Below are 18,767 nucleotides of genomic sequence, written 5' to 3' on the forward strand. Positions count from 1 at the left end.
GGCTGGGTGCTCTTTTTTTCTTTTTACAAACCATGCAAATAGACAGCTATTTAAATTCATTAGTCATATCTTCTTCGACATCCGCAACACCGCCGAGTTGGCCCGTTGAAAGAGATTTTTTGACATGCGCCACAACTTGTTGATCTTCATTAGGACCAAAATCCTTCTTGTATTTTTCAGAACCACTACAATAGTTTTTTATTTGAGGATCATCATTTGAAAATAAAAACGGTATCACTTCTTTAGGAACACCTGCTTGATACCTTCGAAACTGAATCCTTTTTCCAATTTTCATATTTTATAAGCCGATATGTTCTGTTTAAGTTTTATCTAATGCTGAGATTTTTGAGTAACTGATTTGCTCTCTCCGATTAGACTTTTTACTAGTCCAGCTAAAACCAAAACTATAACAATTAATAATATGATCATTACAACATTGAGCTCCAGTGGATTTCTATACATATATCCATTCAAATTCAATAAATGTATTAGTGCACCCAGCAGCAGAACCACTAACGAAAATGAAACCCCATAGAAGAAAAAAGGATATTTTTTGTTAAATTTGTGCCCACAATTTTGATCTTTACAGCACGATTTTAACTGCCTACCAGTAATTATGCAGATCCCGTTTAACAACAAAAATATTAAAGATAGTAAGCCGATAAAAAAAAGAGAAGAGACAATGAGAATCTTAGAAATATTCGATCCCTTTGCAATTAAAGATATGGAAGTTGAAAAAGCATTGAACCCCCCCAAACAGACCAAAGATTAGGGCGGAAAAAATACCCAAAATAGCTATAAAATCAGAATAGATATGATCTCTTGATTTTTTGATACTCTGCAAAACAGAATTTGATTCGTTTGCTTGTCTGGAAATAAAAGCTCTTTGTTCGATTGACAACAAAATCGAATCTTTTAGGCCATCAAAGAATTTACTGCTTTCAGTGCTAATACCATCAATGGCAGAAACCTCAAAGAAAAACCCCTCTCTTTTGGATTCCCTTTCGAATTTTTGAAATTCTGTATCATTTGCAGAATAAATGATGTCAGCAACAGTTGAATGAACAGAACCCTTAAATTTATCAGTACTTGTATTTAAAATACCAATATTCCTGATAAACGTAGGGTCTTGCAGTAGGTCGGTTCCCATAGGGTTTAATAGCTGCAAAACAGAATCCCTTAAAACATTTTCTTCAGGTAATACCATTTCTATCTATTTTCTCTATTCCAAATCCTATCTTGTTGATGGTTCTCAAAAAAATTGATGATTTGGCCTTCTGTATAGTTAGGAGCAACCTGCTCTTCAATTTCTGGCAAATAATCAGACCAAATTGATTCCCGATGTGTTTCTTGAACTAATTCATAGGTTCTTATTGCTAAAAGATTATTGGTATATCTTATTAACAAGCTAATGTCCTCTTCAGGATAACTATCTACGGCTAGTTCAGGCGTCACAAAAGTAAATTTTTCTAAATCAAATATCTTCTCTGGTTCAGTGATCACCGATGAGCCGTGGTGATTAAACTCGTGATAAACATCAGATTCCACTGGCCCCAATTTCCATCGTGAAAACTTAGCATCAATTAAAGGATGATGTCGTTCAACAAGCCAGGCAGCTTGAAGAAAAAACAAAATTTTCTGTAATTTTAAATTTGTTAAATTACCATTATTTGTTGTAGAAAGAACTACAATTTGATTTGCTATTTCAAATTTATCGGCATTATTTAATTCTAATGTTGGATTATCCATATTGAACTACACAAATTATATATTGTTTTTCCACCAAATACACAAAAAAAGCCCGCCAGAATAGATCCGATGAGCCAATGTCATTGACCATTTTAAGTTTTTTATCTTCAGAAATTAGTCAGTTATTTACAAAGGAAGAACTATTAAAGGCGCTGTGCTACATATTTCGTCGTATCCCCAAATAGAAACATTTACAAGTACTAAAGCACGAGTCACTGAATTGACCAAGGCAGGTTTTGGAATATGAAAAACCGAAGAACACTGAATAAGCAAAAAAGATACTTATGAGGATGTTATTTAACATTTTTTGAGTGAGGGCCCAGGCACGCAGAACGTTAACTTTTCAACACTCTGTAGATATATACGCCAAGGTAACAAAGAAACAGAAAACAGCTAGTATTTTGCTAATTTCGTTAATCAGAGTACCAAAAAAAGTACCTAAGAAAACAATTAAAAAGCTAGTACTCGGTCACACAAGCGTTTCAGCGTTTAGAGTTCGCGCCCTGAGAATCCAGTGCTATATGTTAACAAAGCACTTTAACCGCATGGTTAAAGTGCTTTTTGTTTGTTAAGGTGTTACATAAATTAAATCTATAAGAAAACAGCCCGATTTATTTAAAAGCAAATCAGTTGAGGCGGAAACCCTCGAATATAAAAGCAATATTCAAGATTTTCAGTAACCATAATGCAAAACCAAGTCGTGGTTCAGGCAAATGGCTTCAATTTAGTTAAATCAGTACCACGCTTAGACTTAAAATTGTTTGTTCTGATAACTCAACATTTAACTTGATCTAATATAAAATCAATTTAAGCTTTGAATTGTGTATACTTCAATTTAGTACACATAAGATTGGACTTTTATCTATTATGTATGATTAAAGTTACCGTAAGGGTATAACTACCAATTTAAAAAATAAGGACAGGATTCCAAAAAGACATAATGAAAAAACTTTTGAGTTTATTTTTAGTACTGGGTGTGATCATTGTGTTATCGCCAGGGCAAAATACAGATGCAGGTCCAGATACTAAACAAGTCAATCAACAACAATATGTACACTTCCAATGATTTTTCGTTTCAGGACTAGTGTTTGAGATCACATGGCACTAATTAAGCTCTTTTTTCTGAGATCTTTTTGATTTTGTCATATTATTTATGATATGGAACTTTCTCTAGTTGAAGTAGGAAAAAGATTTAAGGAAATCAGACTGTCAAGAGGGTATTCAAGAGAAATAGCCTCAAAGGATATTGTTTCGACATCTTTTTTGAATAAATTCGAAAGAGGTGAAACCAATATATCTTTCATCAAAATGGTCGCGCTTTTAAAAAGATTAAATATAAGCACTAGTGAGTTTCTGCAACCGCTGGATCCTGATTCAAACGTTAGCTACACCGTTTTTTTAAAGCGCTTAATGGAAATATATACACATAACGATGCTAGAACGCTTAAAAAAATGCTGTCTGAAATTCAAAACCAAACTACTATCAAGAACAGCAAGCTAGATACAGTAAAACAAGCCACACTCATCTCATTAATTAGTGATTTGGATCCAAGCTTTAGTATTGATATTAGCCTGGAAAAAGAAATTAGATATTATTTCATGACTATTGATGATTGGACTGGATTTCAAATTAGTGCTTTTTCAAACTGTTTAACTGTTCTAACAACTACTTCAATCCGTTTAATAATCAAGGAACTCATATCGAAGTTTAGAGACCTCAAAAACATTAATAATAACGACGATACCTTTCTAGGTACACTTATCAATGCAGCAGAAATTTTGATTAACAGAGGAGAACTAGACGATGCTAGAAAAATAATTGGTCTACTTGATGATTTTAATATCTCGCATTTGAAGCTGTTACTGCGCTTCAAGAAAACTTTTTTGTATAATCTACTTTTTCTAGATTCTGCGAAAGCCGTAAAGAAAAATAATCTCATGTTTCAAACATTAAGGGATATTGGTTCAGGCCAACTAGCTTCATCCTACGAAGACTACCAGGAGAAATTTTATCATTCTGCTTAGATTAGCCATATATGGCTAAAATACAGGATGCTAACGAGGGAAATGATAATAAAAGGGCATAGTGCTCTTTTTTTCTTTATCGCCTTTATTATTAGGCTAAAGAAAGGAGGATCTAAATAATGACAGAAAACTTAGCAGACTCGTTGGAAAAAATTGTTTCTAAACAATCTAAAGATGATGATCAAGAGTTTTTAGACAGTTGGTCAACTATTAGCAACAACTGTATGAATGGTAACGTAAACAATTAAAGTTAATTAGTATCACAACGAAAAAGGGAAATGAATTATCCCTTTTTTGTTCATTCTTTGTTGATTTTTAAAAATCCTAAAACAGAGGGGGGTGAGGAAGTAATCATGTATGAACTCTACAATATGAACTACGACACAAATAATAATGAAGGGTTTCTAATTAGTGGAAGACCATTCCCAGAAAAATCTATAGTTCACGAATTGGATCACTCTCACCTTCGATATTATGCAAAGGGTATTTATACGTATGTTTTCAACAGCAGTAGCATTCTGCCACGGCAAGGGTGGAAAATACATATATCACCAACTATCAAGATGTACACTGCTACTCTATTGTGGATTATTAAGTGGGCTTATGAAAAGAAGGTTGACTTTAAATTTATAACCAATTATCGTGTTTTTGAAGCAGCAACAGACAAACGCATGAACGTTTCCCAATTTGGGAAAATTATCACCATTTACCCGATGAATGAAACTGAGTTTATAAAATGTGTTAAAGAATTAAATTCCCATTTCTCTACTGAATGTGGTCTTAATGTTCCTTCGGACCAGGGTTACTCAGGTAGTAACATAGTATATTATCGTTATGGTGGAATAAATACAAAAGTTTTCTTAGATAACGAAAACGACCATATATCTCTGATTCAGTTGCCCAACGGACAAAGAATAATAGACCAAAGAAAGCCATACTATTTTTTACCTGCGGGTTTAGAAGATCCTTTTACGAGATGTGCATCTGAATATTCCGAAACCAAAAAGAATGTACTAATTACTGGCAAAAAAGGGAATTATGTTTTGGATAATATAGTCAGAAGGCTTTCGACGGGAGATATATTTTCTGGATACAGAACAAAAGATTCTTTTCCTGTTCTAATTAAGCAAACCAAGCTGGGCGCATATTCTGATCTAAAGCATCCTTTGGGAAAAGGCAAACTTCTCAGGATTAATGAGAGCCACTTATTTCAAAAGTTTGCTACTAGTGGCGTGTTTCCCAAATTCATTGAACAAATTAATTTTCTTCAATTTAATTTATTTGTCTTTGAAAAAATTAATGGTGAGAGCATTCAGAATTTTGCCAAAAGAAATCCATTATTTGGCCCCAATCCTTCCAGTAGCCAAGTATCTAAGTTTTGTAAAAAATTAACTTGGAGTTACTTTCGGGCGAAAAGAATATTATGTTTCCTCCATAAGAATGGATATGCGGTTGGAGATGTGTCAACAGATAATTTTGTAATCAGTGAACGAGATCACTCAGTGTATCTTGTGGACGCCGAGACAGCATATACTCTTCAAGGAAAAAAATCATATTTGCACAATCCAATTTTCGAAATTGGAATGTCGGAGGGTTTAACGGATTTTGAGAAAGATTTTTACCGTTTAGCAATGTCGTTCATCTACGCAATTACCGGAAAGAACAGAGAGCTTTTAATAAATCACGAGTCTATAGAATTTGAGTTGAGCTACTTCAATAATTTATCCAGGGCAAAGTTTGACACTTTAATTTTAGATATTAAGAAAAATTTACATTGGCCCCAAAGCCATATTAGTTTGTACGAGAAAAAGTTTGATGATTTGAATCAGGCACAAAAAGTGGAATTTTCATATAAATTAATGTATGAGAAATACCAACACCTGCTGAAAAAGAAGCTGGTTCCACCTAAATCTATGAGGGGCAGTGATTTTAGAGTAAACAACATTTCTCTATTTTATGGGTGGCCTGGGTCTTTATTGGGCCTTTCAAAAATAGGTTTCAATATACCTGCTCACAATGCAACTGTCCTGAACAGAAAGGCAGCTAATTTAATATCAAGAGACAAAATTTCTTCAGGTCTATCTTTTGGATTAGCCGGGATAGCTTTAGTTGTATCTTCTTTGTCCAATAATAGAATGGAACAAAATATCGCCTTCATTGAATTAAAAAAGAGATTGAAAAACGGTAAATATCGGTTACCTTATGACTTCGCTAATGGCTATGCTGGTATTGGGTATGCTCTTCTTAAATTAAATGACTTACACCCAGACAAAAAACTAATTATATATATATTAAATATAGCTGATATGATGATTACGAACCAACAGCAACTTTTAAACGAAGTTAATTGTTGCGGATTTGAATATGGCTTGTCTGGTATTGCTTACTTTTATATAGAACTCTACCAATCCACAAAAATTGATAAATACCTACAATTTTCAGAAAAATTATTGGATCGTGAAAAAAACAATGTTGTTTATCAAGATTCTTGTTATGGTATGAGACTGCATCAAAATAGTGGTCCTTTGTACCCATATTTTATGGTGGGCATAGCGGGCTATGTGTATTCACTTTAAAACTAAATGACTGTCTGAACAAGAACTCTCAAAGAGATGTATCAATATACTTAAGGTCTCTATGCATTAATAATAGTGTGTGTTACGGAGCTTTTTATGGCTTGTCTGGTGTAATACTCGTATTAATGATGATGCTCGAAAGTAAGAGCACCCGTCCTAGCCAACAAAGATTAATTAAAAATCAGATTGAAGAACAAGTATTTTATTTAGAATCACATTTTTTGCCACAAAACCAATTACAGGGATTTCCAGGAAGAAAATTATCAAATTGTGAAGATGATTTAGGCTTCGGCAACGTTGGCATTATGTTAGTTCTTAAAAAATACATGTCATTGCATACCAAAGGAGTGCTGTGATATGTCCTTAACTAGGTTTATTAATATATAAGTTCGTTTATCTTGAACAAATGAAATATGAGTAATTTTTACAAAACAATCAACAGAGAATGGCTTGATGCTCAAATTCCAGATCGCGATCAAATGTATGGTGACATTCCTAATATAAACAATATTGTCGAGACCTTGTCACATAAGTATGAATATATGCCTGAAAAAAAACAAATTATCGAAATGGATGTTGTTTTGAAACAAAAAATGTATATAGATCAATATGCTATTCAGCAACTCTTTGATTTATGCAAACAAAACATGGTGACATCTTTAGAACGCTTTGCAAGAAACAACGATACGTTGAAACAAGAAAAAGATATTTTGGCAACTGTTGAAATAACGCTCAACTTATTTCAAGACCAAAACGGGAATACGTTTCATTCATTCGTAACCCCTAGATACAACAAAACCAGTAACGTAATAGTATTACCTAGCATTTTTTTTGCTCAATACACTTTTCTTAACACGTTAGGAAACAATGATCTTGCGAAGAGTATTGTTGTTTTTTATCTCTGCCACGAGTTGACCCATGCTGTGATGATAAGATATAAGCAGTTTTTTAAGGCAAATACTTTAGAACCATTGCTTTTATTTGAAAAGAATCTCTATAGCCAGAGTTATATTGAAACGAATTTCTTAAGAGTAGGTATAGAAAGTATATGCGATTTTTTTGGTTCAGTATCGGCTGTATTTTTTTTAAGGCAACAACATTTTGAAGATCCTGTGAATTGTTTCTTCAAGTCTTGGGCTAAAACTTCGCGATTTTATGTAAACAGCAAATATATGGATCTAATTAAAAAGAAGGATCCCCATGGCACTATCGAGGCCCGGAATCAACGTTACACGCCAAGCAGTGCTGGAATTGAATATTTTTTAATGGAAGGATTAAAAATGAAATCAAAAGAAAAGAACAAAAATCTTGATTTGAAATGGGTAATGAGCAATCTTCCGACATGGGTTTTGTTGCTCGTTATTTTATTTGCCCTAGGCGGTTCATTAGAAGGAATCATTTCCGGATACAGCTTTGGCCAAATAACTCAACTTGCAACACACGGTGTAAATAATATATGGCTTTTTGTCGGGCGCTTTGTCCTGTTATACCTTTTCACTTATACCAGTCTTTATCTGTTTATTTGCTTGCAAAATTTGGCAATCAGATATTTAAATGTAGCTTTGAAGTCAGCTTTGATTAAAAAAGACTTTTTGGTTCCTTACAAGGAAGATGACAATAATTATTTCTTGAATCAGATTGTAGCCGATGCTAAGCAGATTGAACAAAAATACTTTTCTAGCCTATCGATGATCCTGCAATCGTTTTTTACAGCTTTGGTGTCGGCTGTCTTTGTTTTGAAGATAAACTTTGTTCTTGGCATTGTGAGTGTCCTTTTTGCTTCAATGAGCATGATCCCTTCAATGCTTGGTGGAAAGATGATGAATGAAGCATCAAGCAGCTGGTCGAAGAGCAATCAGACTTATTTAGGCCATTTGAAGGAAATCTTGGCAGGTTTGGATATCATTAAGAATTATCGTGCACAAAAATCTATTTTAGATAAATCGGGTCATGATCTATTTAACAGCGAAAATCACTACCGGATCATGAATAATAAACAATTTTTGTTTCAGTACTTCTCTTGGATTTGTTCCACTGTTTCTTTCCTAGCTCCCTTAGCTATCGGTCTTTACTTTCATCAGAATGGACTTTTCAGTGTTTCTATCAGCGTGATTGTCACATTATTATTGAGTAGTGACAGTGTGATTGGCAACTTAAGAAGTGTGATTCAATATTCCTCGGCAATCAAGTCAACCAAATCTCTTAGAGCAGGTGTGATTCCAGTTATCAATGTTGACAGCAAACAAGAAACTACTTTAGATCCTGCCATGAATAAGGATTTAATTGTTCGAAATCTCTCTTTTGCCTATAAAAGCCATGAGATTTTACAAGGAATATCTTTTTCTGTGCCCTATGGCGACAAGCTCTTGATTAGTGGCGATTCAGGAAGCGGTAAAACAACCATTTTTAATTTATTAACCAAGAAGTTACCGACAACAGAGGGAAAGATTACTTTTGGTGGTCGTCAGATCAATGAAAATGACTATGCATATATCACTCAAGAAAATTGGGTTTTTGATGGCAGCATCCAAGAAAATCTTGATTTAGGCCAACACTTTTCAAAAACCGATTTGTTGCATAGCTTAAAAGAGGTGAATCTTGATCTGGAACTGGGCGATACTCCTTTAACCTATGAATGTGGATCCGAAGGCAAAAATCTTTCCGGAGGTCAAAAACAACGTTTGTCAATTGCTAGAGCCTTATTAAGAAATCGACCATTGTTATTATTAGATGAAGTAACAGCATCTCTTGATGTCAAGAACTCTAATAAACTCAGAGATATTGTTTATCAGCTTCCACAAACAGTGATTGAGATTGCTCATCACTATAATCAAGAACAAATTAAAGAATACAAGGTCAAACACCTAGTTCTGTCTAACGGCTATTTAAAAGAGCTTCATAATTAGCCAATTTGAGTTTTCTGGTTTAATGAGCAATTGAATGGTATGCTGCTTTTCTGAATATGGTCAGCTATATTGTTTGAGACATTAATTCATGAATTAGACAAGATTCTCAAGCAAGCTTTTTTATCTAGACAACCGCCTCTAAATTAATTAACTTAGATTAAATATAGCCAAAAAAAATAAGTTAATTGAAATACGTTTCTACCGGCCACATTATGAAGATAGTTTCAGAGATAGATATTAAGTAGAAAACCTAAATCAAAAAAACTGAAATTAAATACTGAATTACTTTTAAATTTGATATATATTTATGTTGTATTTTAGGGAATTTATTACAACAAAAGAGGACTAGATCATGGGTTTATTTGAAGATTTAAATACTGAAAGTATCAATAAACAAAGGCCAACTAAACCAGATGAAGTTTTTTCGTCTTTAAATCAAGAACCAGGCTACGACTATCTAAGGAGTATTCAAAAAAGTTTCTTAGACCAATGGTACCAACGCAGAGACGATAAAGATTTAATTGGTATCTTAGGGACTGGTACAGGCAAAACGCTCATTGGGCTATTAACATTACAATCTCATTTAAATAGCGGCGATGGTCCATGTGCATATGTTTGCCCCACTTAAACAATTGGTAGAACAAGTTGTAGACTCAGCTAAGAGCTTTGGTATCAAAGTGGTAACTTTTTCAGCAGACAACGGTCAAATTCCATTAGAATTTCTAAATTCTGAAGCTATTTTAGTAATGACTTTTGATAAATTGTTTAACGGCAAGTCTATTTTTGGAGTAGACAACGCCGATTATATAAAAATTGGTTCTTTGACAATTGATGATGCACACACCATTATTAAGAAAGTTCAAGCAGCTTGCACGCTAACGATACCGAAAAGATCCGATATCTATAAGACTTTACTTAGTCTTTTTGCAGAAGGTCTAAATGCTCAAAAACCTTTTAAGTTAAATACAATCAAAAATGAAGAAAACTCAAATGCCGTTATGAAGGTTCCTTATTGGGTATTAGATGAGAAAAAAACAATATTTTTAAAGTTGCTATCCGATTATGCTAAAGAGAATACCAATTTATTTCAGTATCCCTTTATTCTAGAAATGCAAGATTTGTTGAATGTTTATGTTAGCGGCCAACAAATAGATATTAGACCCCAGCATATGCCGGTCGCCATGATTCCATCTTTCTCGATTGCCAAGCATCGTCTTTTTCTGTCTGCAACATTGTCCAATGCGGGCGCCTTCATTTCAGAGTTAGGTGTTCAAAAGAAAGCTGTAGATCAACCTCTTCGTATAAATGCGCTGACTGATACTGGGGAAAAATGGTTACTTGCGTGTCAAAAGATTAATTCTGCTTATTCAGATGAATATATGCGTGGTATCGTCAAAAAAATTAATAAATCTCAAAATGTCTTGATCTTGGTACCATCGACTCACGCTGCTCTTATTTGGCAGGAAATGGGTGCGAAATTATATAATGCTAGTAATATTGATCAACTAAAAACAGATTTAAGACTTAGCAAGCCAATGATGGCTGTGCTAGCAAACAAGTATGATGGTATCGATTTACCAGAAGATTTATGCCATCTAACAGTCTTAGATGGTGTACCATTTCAGAGCTCATTAGCTGATAGAGCTGATGCTCAAAGATTCCCTGATGCCATAATAACTAGTAGTCCTATTATCCGAGAAGTTGAACAAGGAATGGGTAGGTCTGTGCGCTCAAAGGCAGATTATTCATTGATTTTAGTATTAGGAAATAAGCTACAAGATTTGATGTATACACACAGTACCTTGTTAACTCCCGAAACACTGGCCCAGTGGGAATTTTTCAAAGAAATATCTCAAGATATCAAGAACAAATATCCTGTTTTTCAGGAATCTAACCATGCACTTAATGAACTTATTCAGGCCGTCTTCAGCCAAGACGCTTCATGGTCTGATTTATACAAAAATAAGGTACAACATTATTATGAAAAAATACTGTTGACACAACCAAAACCTGATTATTCTTTTGAGCAAGTAAAGAGAGAAGCATGGGATGCAGCATGCGAAAATGATTATGACACTGCTGTAAAAAAAATTCGAAATTACTTAAGTCAAAATTCCCCAAAAGATATCGGCAGCGTATATGAACTTTTGGCTAGTTATGCATATAAATTTAATAAGCAAAGGGCTTTTGACTGGCAAAAAAAAGCTCATTCAACATCGCCATTTTTATTTAAATCGCCATATGGTTCTTATGCTAAGAGAAGTAGAAAAAACGGAGGTGAAGGCATTAATTATTATCAATACCTTCAGACGGTTTCTTTCACCAGTAGTAACGACGTTGCCACTCATATTCGTTCTATAAACGACGATCTAGTTTATGCCAATTATGCTGATGAAAACAATTTTAGATTGGGTATTCAAAGGCTAGGACAATTCTTGGGATTTGATTCTAGTCAACCAGAATCAGAAACTGCACTTAAAGAGGGTGGTCCAGACAACCTTTGGCTGAGTGAAGATGCTGCAATCGTCATAGAAGATAAAAATCAACGCACAGAAGATAAAATCTATAAAGATGACATTGAGCAAATAACCACTTCTTCCAGCTGGTTTACGGACTCATATCAAGTAAGAAACTTTACCCCTTTGCTCTTTCACCGTTCAAAATTGTCTGCCGTAGATGCACACACTAATTTGAATATTCGTGTAGTAAATGATGAAAAACTTTCAGATTTAAAATTAGCCGTTAACAATTTCGCAGATAGAATTAGTCAAAAGCCATTGGATCACTGGACGGAAACAACATTACAGCAAGTATTCCAAGACACTAACTTACTCCAAAAGACATTTATCGATACTTACACAGTCCCGTTAAAAAAATATAATAACTAAGTATTTTTCTATGCAATATTGACGGAGTATTTCGTCTACTTTTCATCGCTAATGTTTAGTAAGCACCTTCAATTTTAAGGAATTTTCTGTTTTTTGCTAGAAATTATATACCTAACGATACAAACACAAAAAGCTATTAAAGCCTATTAACAAGGCTTTTTTGTTTGTTATAAGTCATGTATCATAAAGAAAAATGGGTTTTTCCTTGTTATTTGAGTTGACTTTTAAATGGTATCAGCCAAGCGGATCAAGAAGGGCTTTATCGACTAGAAAAGTTCAATAATTGACAAATTTATACATAACCATCTAAAAAAATCTCATCAATTTGAGATTTTAGGGAAACAAAAACAGAAAATAATCGTTAAACCGTAAAAAATCAGATAACCCGCCCCTTGGAATGACAGATACCATTAATATTTCGGTAAATACGGACAACTGAAATCGGCTGCAAAAGTCAATTCTAGTGGTATAAACAACCGGTCTAATTCTAGTACCCACTCATTTCTGTCATAATGAGTTTAAATTATCAAATAGCCATACGTGAGACTCTAAATATGAATTTAAATGACGCACAACAATTACTAGCTAATGTAAGCCAGAAAATGCCAATTTGGGAGGAGTATCGCGCGAACATCTCCAGCAGTAAAATCTATTATGACGCACAGCACCAGCCATCGGCTCTACTTGTCTTCTCGACAAATCAATTTCATCCCCACGCACTTGGCATAGCGGTTTATGCACTCTCTTCAGACATGTTTTCGATCATTTTAAATGATGCAATCCAAGAAGTTGGCCGCCAGCATAAAGATCGGCTCGTCATTTGGGAATACCGACCCTTTAGTCCCTTCACAGAATGGTTGCTGACTCAAGGATTTTCCGTGTGGCGAGAAACTGTCAGCCCGAATGCTCAATTAGCAGACATTGCCTTGCCAACGTCAAACACGACAGAGGGCCAAATATTAACAACAGCTGATATTCAAGCCAATCATCCTTTAAAAACACAACTGATTGAGATGAGCCTAGCCGATTACCGTCAAGTGCATACAATCAATCCCATGGCTGTAACAACCCCGGCTCAATGGGAACAGATAGTATTTCCTGATGTTTTATCAGATGCACCCATGGCTTTTATCAAGCACAATCAAATCACGGCTTATACTTTTCCCTTTGAAGACATTCCGGGAATTTTCACATTTGGCTGGCTGGGCGCGACTGATTCGACCGCCTTATGGACATTGCAAGCTGCTCAAATACAATGGGCTAAAAATAGAGGTATGGTTGGTCTAAGCGGCGAATTTGATGGTACTGATCCGCTCGCTTTAGCCACTTATCGTCACTGGCCTTTTGCGCCCGCACCCGTCTACACCATGGTCGGCAAGAAAATAAAAAATTAATCCAGGCTGCTTTTCGGCACAGCTTCTGTACTGAAAATGATTTTTATAAAGAATTTTTATCATTTTAGTAGATAACAATCGTTGACAAACAAAATCATCCGTGCCATACTTTCGACATGCTTACTAGATAAAACACAATCAACCAAATCTAAACGAAAAGAGTTTATTGTCTTGCAGACAAACGATTATTGTATTTTATCTTATCTTTCATCTAACCAACTTGATCAGCCTATCGACCAAGTTGGACGCATCATTCAAATTTTTAATCAAAGCAATATTACGATTGCCGATCGTCATGGTACGATTCACCATTCGCTACTTTTGACCGGTCTTTTAAAACAACAAATAAGTCAAGCATCTGATTCGCTCACGGTTGGCGATTTTGTCTCCTTTGAAAATAAAGCGGGTCAATTAGTTATTTCAGATGTTTTGCCAAGAGTTAATCAACTATCAAAAAATATTAGTTCAGCCAGAAAATCTATTCATGTTAAAAGCGGTGTTCAACTATTAGCTGCAAATGTCAGCGATGTTTTTATTGTGGTTGCCTGCGATCAGCGTTTTACGATCGCCTTATTAGAACGCTATTTGCTGGCTTTCAGCTTGAATCATGTCCAGCTGCATATCTTATTAACCAAGCGGGATTTTCGTCAAGGATTCACACAAATCAGTCAGCTGATCGAGCAAGCCTATCCAAAATTATCTTGTCTGTCCTTGTCGATTTATGATCAAACAGTTTTGCTGTTTTTGACACGCTTTTATCAGCCCAAAGTACTTCGATCTTTATCGGCGCTTCTGGAGCTGGTAAATCGACGATTATCAATCAGTTAGCCGGCCGCCAGCTGCAAAAAACTGGTGCCGTTCGGCTAGGCGATCAGCGTGGCAAACATACAACGACGAGCTCTCATTTATATTTCATCAGCCCAGAGTTCGGTTATCTGATCGACACACCTGGTATCAAAGAAATCGGGCTCGTCAACAATGATCAGTCAGGTTTATTCTCTGACATTGATGCTCTAGCAGCTCAGTGCAAATTTCGAAACTGCCGTCATGAAAACGAACCAGGCCGCGCCGTTCAAGCAGCGATTACTTCTGGACAGCTGGATGCTGAGCGTTTTCAACGCTATCGCAAATATCAGCGCGAATTACAGCGTCATCTTAAAAGAGACGGGAGGTAATTGATGGTTAAGACTCAGAAAAGCTTATTCACTTATTTAAACGAACACAAAAGCAAGGCTCTTGGATTGGCGGCAATTAATTTTACCAATTCAGCTTTGCAGACTTTAGGCGGGATTGCCAGCGCCAATACGTCAATTCGAAGAGACATTACAGAACGGATTGCCAAAAGCAGTTACGGAAATTATCATCAGCGGCAAGCTGGCGATTATAGTTCTTGGATGTCCAACGATCTTTCGATCATTGACTCGGAAGGGATTGAGAATTTCTTTGCAATTGTGACAGCCATTACCGATGTGGTCTTAGCCAGCTTGACTCTAGCTTATTTCCATTATTCGATCCTCATCACAGTCTTCGTTTTGAGTATTGTCATGATGGTTCTGCCTAAGATATTCCAGAAAGCCCTTAGTCAGACCTCGTTAAAGCGGACTCAAGCCAATGAACGGTTAATGTCTCGAATCGAAGATCTGTTAGAAGGCTTCAATGCCCTGTTTATGTTGAATGCACGCTCCTTGATTGTTGCTAAAACAGTCGCGGCCTCTAAAGAGGCGAATCATGCTTTTGAAACCCGATCCAAAGTGTTTGGCAAAATGATGGCCACGGTCAATGGCATGAGTATTATCAGTCAAGTGATTGTCCTTGCCCAGGCTGGTTTTCTGATCTTTCTCAAACTCACTCCGATTGGAGCCGTCTCAGCGGCCCAATATTTTTCCGGGACCATCTTTTCTCAGCTAACTGGTATTAGTGCTAATTGGGCCGAATTGAAAGCCACCGCATCGATTATGACGAAATTTACAGACTTGCCGACCGCTGACAAAACAGCGTCTTTACCTACAGCCGCTCCCTTTCACACGGCCATAACCATTCAGCAAGTAGATTTTAGCTATCAAGGCAAAAACATCTTGCGTCACTTAAATCTCACGATCAAAAAGGGAGCAAAATACGCCCTTATCGGTCCGAGCGGTGCCGGTAAATCCACGCTCTTAGCTTTATTAGCTACCAAACTGACAGATTATCAAGGCAGAATTACTTTAGACGGTGCTGATTACAAAACCCTTGATCCGGGTTCTATTCGTAACCAGCTTTATGAATTGGATCAGGATCCCTATATCTTTAATGACAGTTTGAAAAACAATATCACAATGACTCGGCCAGTCAGTCAAGACCTTTTGCAAAGTGCCATCGACCAAGCTGGTTTGGCCGATTTAATCAAAAGTCTCCCTGATGGTCTACAAACGCAGCTTGCCCATAACGGTTCCGATCTATCTGGTGGGCAAAAACAACGCATTGTCCTGGCACGCGGCCTTGTTTCCGGCCGATCAATCTTTCTAGTCGATGAAGGCACTTCGGCTTTGGACCCGGCTTCAGCTGATCAAATTGAAAACAGTCTGATTAACGATCCGGCTATTACCCTCTTAATGGTGACACACCACTTAAAACCTGAGATCGCCAACCGTATGGATCGAGTTTTCACAATACAAAATCAGCAGCTTCGCCCAGCAGCAGATTGAAATGATCATGTTCAAAATAAAAACGTCCTAAAAATAAAGGGCGTTTTTTCATGAATGAAAGCATTTTATTGTTCCCAATAAGCATCATCGCCAAAGCTCAAATGCGTTGCATCCTCTTTATGAGCCTCGAACTCGTCTAGTGCTTGCCGGTAAGTACTTGTCGCTGTGCGGTAAGCATCTTTACCAAACAGATAATGCATGGGCTGCTTTTCCATGTTGGCCAATTTAATAAAAGCCTTAGCCGCCAGTTTCGGATCACCATCTTTTGAACCGGAGCGTATTTCTGAAGCTGATCTGGCATCATGAACAGCTTGATAGTCATCAATTAAATTCGTAGCACCTTTATGACTTTCACCAGCCCATTTGGTTCGGAAAGCACCAGGCTCGACATTGGTGACTTGAATCCCGAATGGCGCCACTTGTTCACGCAAAGACTGGAATAAACCTTCCATCGCGAATTTTGTCGCATGATAATAGGCAAAAGTCGGAAAAGCGGCTAATCCGCCAATTGAAGTCACATTCAAGATGCGGCCAGATCGATGTGCCCGCATCTTTGGCAAAAGGGCTAGCATCATGTCGTTAGCGCCCCAAAAATTAGTTGCCATCATACGCCTGACCTCAGCCTGATCAGACTCTTCGACAGCACCAAAATAACCATAACCCGCATTATTTACCAAAACATCAATAAAGCCAAAATACGCTTCCGCTTGAGAAACAGCATCACGAATCTGCTCTTGGCTTGTAACGTCCAATGGCAGTTTTAAAACATCGGCTTCTCCTGTTGACAAATCAGCAAGGCTGGCAATTTTTCTTGCCGTAGCGACGACCGGATAATTTTCATGAATTAACTCTTCGACCAATGCTCGTCCGAATCCGGATGAAGCACCCGTTACAAACCAAACTTGATTCTTTTTACTCATGTTGATACCACCTTTCATCAGTTGCTATGGTGATACTAGCATGTTAAAGTTACTTTAAGTCAACTTTAGATTTGAGGTAAAGATTTGGTATCCATTTCAGAAATTGCTAAACAGCATAATTTAACCGCGTCGGCTATCCGCTACTACGAAAGCCAGGGGCTGATCAATATTCAACGCGACCGTGCCGGTAACCGTTTATTTGATAGTAAAAGCGAGGAACGGATCCGTGTCCTTTCTTATCTTCACCAAGCGGGTCTGTCGCTTAGCGAGATGAAAGATTATGTGAATCATTTAATGGATCACAACTACGAGGTCCGCTTGCTGCAAGCAAGCAGGCGGCGTCTAGAAAACAAAATAAACCAACTCGATCGCACACTTCAATTTCTGGATTATAAAATCGTTTATCACGAAAATTCTCGAAATAGCTGAGTAACACAACTAAAAAAGAGCGTTTCCGCCCTTCGATTTTTTTAAAATCATCAGCAGTAGTAAAGCATCAATGGTGGATGAGAAGTGGAAGAGAAAAGTTACATAGAACCATAAAAGCTTACGACTGCTTATCGAAACTATAACGCATCATGCACTCTTTGCGACAAAACGGTAAAAATAGCGGTTTTTTAGTTGATTTCAACTCTTTTTCGGAGTATTTGAGAGCTTTTCAGGAAAATCATATTTACGCATATATACTTCATACGAAGAAGCTAAATTATTGGATCCAATCATGCGCAGTGATTCAATTAACTTATTATTATCGATAACAGCTTGTTTCCGACTGGACGAAAGCAGATTTTTCATAAACGTTAATTTAAAACGGATCATTAATTTTGTTTGGTCAGAAAAAAGCGTTTCACATTTAAGCATAATTTTTCGAGCTGCCTCATAATCTTTGCGGCGATAAAAAATATCAGCCGCATTACATAGCAACGATAAGATCCGGTCCGAAGCTTCGACACCATCCAGAGAATACAAAATTTCTTTCAGCAGATTTTTGATCATGACAGATGTAAATAAAATCAAGCAGTTGTTAAATAAAGAAATCTCAAATGGATCCCAATACTCAATAGCTAGTAAGTGGCTGGCAATTTTTTCGATCATTTTTGTATCAACCGAATATTGCTGATCAATTCCTTTGATTAAAGAAAACAGCGTCACTAATTGACCTATTAAATCAAAATCGGGATTATGAGCAACTTCGAGTGCTTTCTTCTGAGCTATTTTTTTTAATGTCGGCAAATCGTTACTTTCATAAATTGGCTTGATTTTGTTTAAAAAAATCGTGTAAGCAGAACCTTCTTGCTTATAAATTTCCTGAAAAAAATAATCTGGTCGCAAATTCATCCGTCTCGATAACTCAGCTAGGATCGTAAAAGATAATTTAGCGTGTCCGTTTTCAAATTTATTAATCGAAGACACAGATAATAAGCCAGCAGCTAGTTGCTGAGTCGAAATTTGCCGTTGTCTTCTTATTTTCCGGAATATTGCACCGGCCTTTTTTGCCGTATCACGATTCATTTGAAAAAATTATGACACAAAATTTGGATGATATGGATTATTTTTTAATCGTTTATCAAAAATTTATTCTTGCAAACAGGGACTTTCTTGCTCATATTAAAAATTTAATAGTT

General features: G+C 36.3%; 17 protein-coding genes. 12 read left to right on the plus strand and 5 right to left on the minus strand.

Annotation, left to right across the window (positions count from 1 at the left end):
• Positions 1-46: 46 nt before the first annotated feature.
• The 3 genes from ABF487_RS06035 to ABF487_RS06045 form a co-directional block, all read right to left on the minus strand.
• A complete protein-coding gene (locus tag ABF487_RS06035; RefSeq protein WP_415634811.1) occupies positions 47-295 on the minus strand; it encodes a hypothetical protein in 249 nt (82 codons plus the stop codon).
• 396 nt (positions 296-691) lie between these two features.
• Complete coding sequence (locus tag ABF487_RS06040; RefSeq protein WP_415634812.1) at positions 692-1,207, minus strand: hypothetical protein; 516 nt, start codon at positions 1,205-1,207, stop codon at positions 692-694.
• A gap of 2 nt (positions 1,208-1,209) precedes the next feature.
• Entirely contained in the window at positions 1,210-1,749 is a 540-nt protein-coding gene (locus ABF487_RS06045; protein WP_415634813.1) for a Panacea domain-containing protein, read from the minus strand.
• Positions 1,750-2,907: 1,158 nt separating this feature from the next.
• On the opposite strand from ABF487_RS06045, the gene ABF487_RS06050 reads away from it, so the two are divergent.
• The 11 genes from ABF487_RS06050 to ABF487_RS06100 all read left to right on the plus strand — a co-directional run bounded on the left by ABF487_RS06050 (position 2,908) and on the right by ABF487_RS06100 (position 16,222).
• Positions 2,908-3,774 carry a helix-turn-helix domain-containing protein gene (locus tag ABF487_RS06050; protein WP_415634814.1) on the plus strand — a complete coding sequence of 289 codons (867 nt, stop codon included), beginning with the start codon at positions 2,908-2,910 and terminating at the stop codon, positions 3,772-3,774.
• 119 nt (positions 3,775-3,893) lie between these two features.
• The gene (locus ABF487_RS06055; RefSeq protein ID WP_415634815.1) at positions 3,894-4,022 is read left to right on the plus strand and encodes a hypothetical protein; all 129 of its coding nucleotides are present in this window, start codon (positions 3,894-3,896) and stop codon (positions 4,020-4,022) included.
• Between the two features lie 105 nt (positions 4,023-4,127).
• On the plus strand, positions 4,128-6,350 hold the full coding sequence (locus ABF487_RS06060; RefSeq protein WP_415634816.1) for a lanthionine synthetase LanC family protein: 2,223 nt from the start codon (positions 4,128-4,130) through the stop codon (positions 6,348-6,350).
• A 125-nt stretch (positions 6,351-6,475) separates the two neighbouring features.
• Positions 6,476-6,706 (plus strand): hypothetical protein, encoded by a 231-nt coding sequence (locus tag ABF487_RS06065; RefSeq protein ID WP_415634817.1) that lies wholly within the window; start codon positions 6,476-6,478, stop codon positions 6,704-6,706.
• Positions 6,707-6,763: 57 nt separating this feature from the next.
• Positions 6,764-9,256, plus strand: a complete 2,493-nt coding sequence (locus ABF487_RS06070) for an ATP-binding cassette domain-containing protein (RefSeq protein ID WP_415634818.1) — start codon at positions 6,764-6,766, stop codon at positions 9,254-9,256.
• A gap of 352 nt (positions 9,257-9,608) precedes the next feature.
• Positions 9,609-9,884 carry a DEAD/DEAH box helicase family protein gene (locus ABF487_RS06075; RefSeq protein ID WP_415634819.1) on the plus strand — a complete coding sequence of 92 codons (276 nt, stop codon included), beginning with the start codon at positions 9,609-9,611 and terminating at the stop codon, positions 9,882-9,884.
• Between the two features lie 4 nt (positions 9,885-9,888).
• On the plus strand, positions 9,889-12,144 hold the full coding sequence (locus ABF487_RS06080) for a helicase C-terminal domain-containing protein (RefSeq protein WP_415634820.1): 2,256 nt from the start codon (positions 9,889-9,891) through the stop codon (positions 12,142-12,144).
• 554 nt (positions 12,145-12,698) lie between these two features.
• Positions 12,699-13,538 (plus strand): hypothetical protein, encoded by an 840-nt coding sequence (locus ABF487_RS06085; RefSeq protein ID WP_415634821.1) that lies wholly within the window; start codon positions 12,699-12,701, stop codon positions 13,536-13,538.
• 171 nt (positions 13,539-13,709) lie between these two features.
• Positions 13,710-14,366 carry a GTPase RsgA gene (gene rsgA, locus ABF487_RS06090; RefSeq protein WP_028291834.1) on the plus strand — a complete coding sequence of 219 codons (657 nt, stop codon included), beginning with the start codon at positions 13,710-13,712 and terminating at the stop codon, positions 14,364-14,366.
• The gene (gene rsgA / locus ABF487_RS06095) at positions 14,354-14,713 is read left to right on the plus strand and encodes a GTPase RsgA (protein ID WP_415634890.1); all 360 of its coding nucleotides are present in this window, start codon (positions 14,354-14,356) and stop codon (positions 14,711-14,713) included. The genes rsgA (ABF487_RS06090) and rsgA (ABF487_RS06095) overlap by 13 nt, the downstream gene beginning before the upstream one ends.
• 3 nt (positions 14,714-14,716) lie before the next feature.
• Positions 14,717-16,222, plus strand: a complete 1,506-nt coding sequence (locus ABF487_RS06100; RefSeq protein WP_415634822.1) for an ATP-binding cassette domain-containing protein — start codon at positions 14,717-14,719, stop codon at positions 16,220-16,222.
• A 65-nt stretch (positions 16,223-16,287) separates the two neighbouring features.
• Here ABF487_RS06100 and ABF487_RS06105 read toward each other — a convergent pair whose 3' ends face one another.
• Positions 16,288-17,142 carry an oxidoreductase gene (locus ABF487_RS06105; RefSeq protein WP_415634823.1) on the minus strand — a complete coding sequence of 285 codons (855 nt, stop codon included), beginning with the start codon at positions 17,140-17,142 and terminating at the stop codon, positions 16,288-16,290.
• Between the two features lie 84 nt (positions 17,143-17,226).
• Here ABF487_RS06105 and ABF487_RS06110 point away from each other — a divergent pair, with 84 nt between their 5' ends.
• A complete protein-coding gene (locus tag ABF487_RS06110) occupies positions 17,227-17,571 on the plus strand; it encodes a MerR family transcriptional regulator (RefSeq protein WP_007744896.1) in 345 nt (114 codons plus the stop codon).
• A 198-nt stretch (positions 17,572-17,769) separates the two neighbouring features.
• Here ABF487_RS06110 and ABF487_RS06115 read toward each other — a convergent pair whose 3' ends face one another.
• Positions 17,770-18,654, minus strand: coding sequence for a helix-turn-helix domain-containing protein (locus ABF487_RS06115; protein ID WP_007744897.1), 885 nt, complete (start codon positions 18,652-18,654; stop codon positions 17,770-17,772).
• Between the last annotated feature and the right edge of the window lie 113 nt (positions 18,655-18,767).

The sequence above is a fragment of the Oenococcus sp. genome (genome assembly GCF_047725585.1).
GTDB lineage: Bacteria > Bacillota > Bacilli > Lactobacillales > Lactobacillaceae > Oenococcus > Oenococcus kitaharae_A.

Bases quoted from the DNA above. Each gene is read 5' to 3' on its own strand.
- ABF487_RS06040 (WP_415634812.1), bottom strand. From the start codon at position 1,207: ATGGTATTACCTGAAGAAAATGTTTTAAGGGATTCTGTTTTGCAGCTA.
- ABF487_RS06050 (WP_415634814.1), top strand. From the start codon at position 2,908: ATGGAACTTTCTCTAGTTGAAGTAGGAAAAAGATTTAAGGAAATCAGA.
- ABF487_RS06070 (WP_415634818.1), top strand. From the start codon at position 6,764: ATGAGTAATTTTTACAAAACAATCAACAGAGAATGGCTTGATGCTCAA.
- ABF487_RS06105 (WP_415634823.1), bottom strand. From the start codon at position 17,142: ATGAGTAAAAAGAATCAAGTTTGGTTTGTAACGGGTGCTTCATCCGGA.
- ABF487_RS06100 (WP_415634822.1), top strand. From the start codon at position 14,717: ATGGTTAAGACTCAGAAAAGCTTATTCACTTATTTAAACGAACACAAA.
- ABF487_RS06045 (WP_415634813.1), bottom strand. From the start codon at position 1,749: ATGGATAATCCAACATTAGAATTAAATAATGCCGATAAATTTGAAATA.
- ABF487_RS06035 (WP_415634811.1), bottom strand. From the start codon at position 295: ATGAAAATTGGAAAAAGGATTCAGTTTCGAAGGTATCAAGCAGGTGTT.
- ABF487_RS06075 (WP_415634819.1), top strand. From the start codon at position 9,609: ATGGGTTTATTTGAAGATTTAAATACTGAAAGTATCAATAAACAAAGG.
- ABF487_RS06085 (WP_415634821.1), top strand. From the start codon at position 12,699: ATGAATTTAAATGACGCACAACAATTACTAGCTAATGTAAGCCAGAAA.
- ABF487_RS06060 (WP_415634816.1), top strand. From the start codon at position 4,128: ATGTATGAACTCTACAATATGAACTACGACACAAATAATAATGAAGGG.
- ABF487_RS06115 (WP_007744897.1), bottom strand. From the start codon at position 18,654: ATGAATCGTGATACGGCAAAAAAGGCCGGTGCAATATTCCGGAAAATA.
- ABF487_RS06065 (WP_415634817.1), top strand. From the start codon at position 6,476: ATGATGATGCTCGAAAGTAAGAGCACCCGTCCTAGCCAACAAAGATTA.
- ABF487_RS06055 (WP_415634815.1), top strand. From the start codon at position 3,894: ATGACAGAAAACTTAGCAGACTCGTTGGAAAAAATTGTTTCTAAACAA.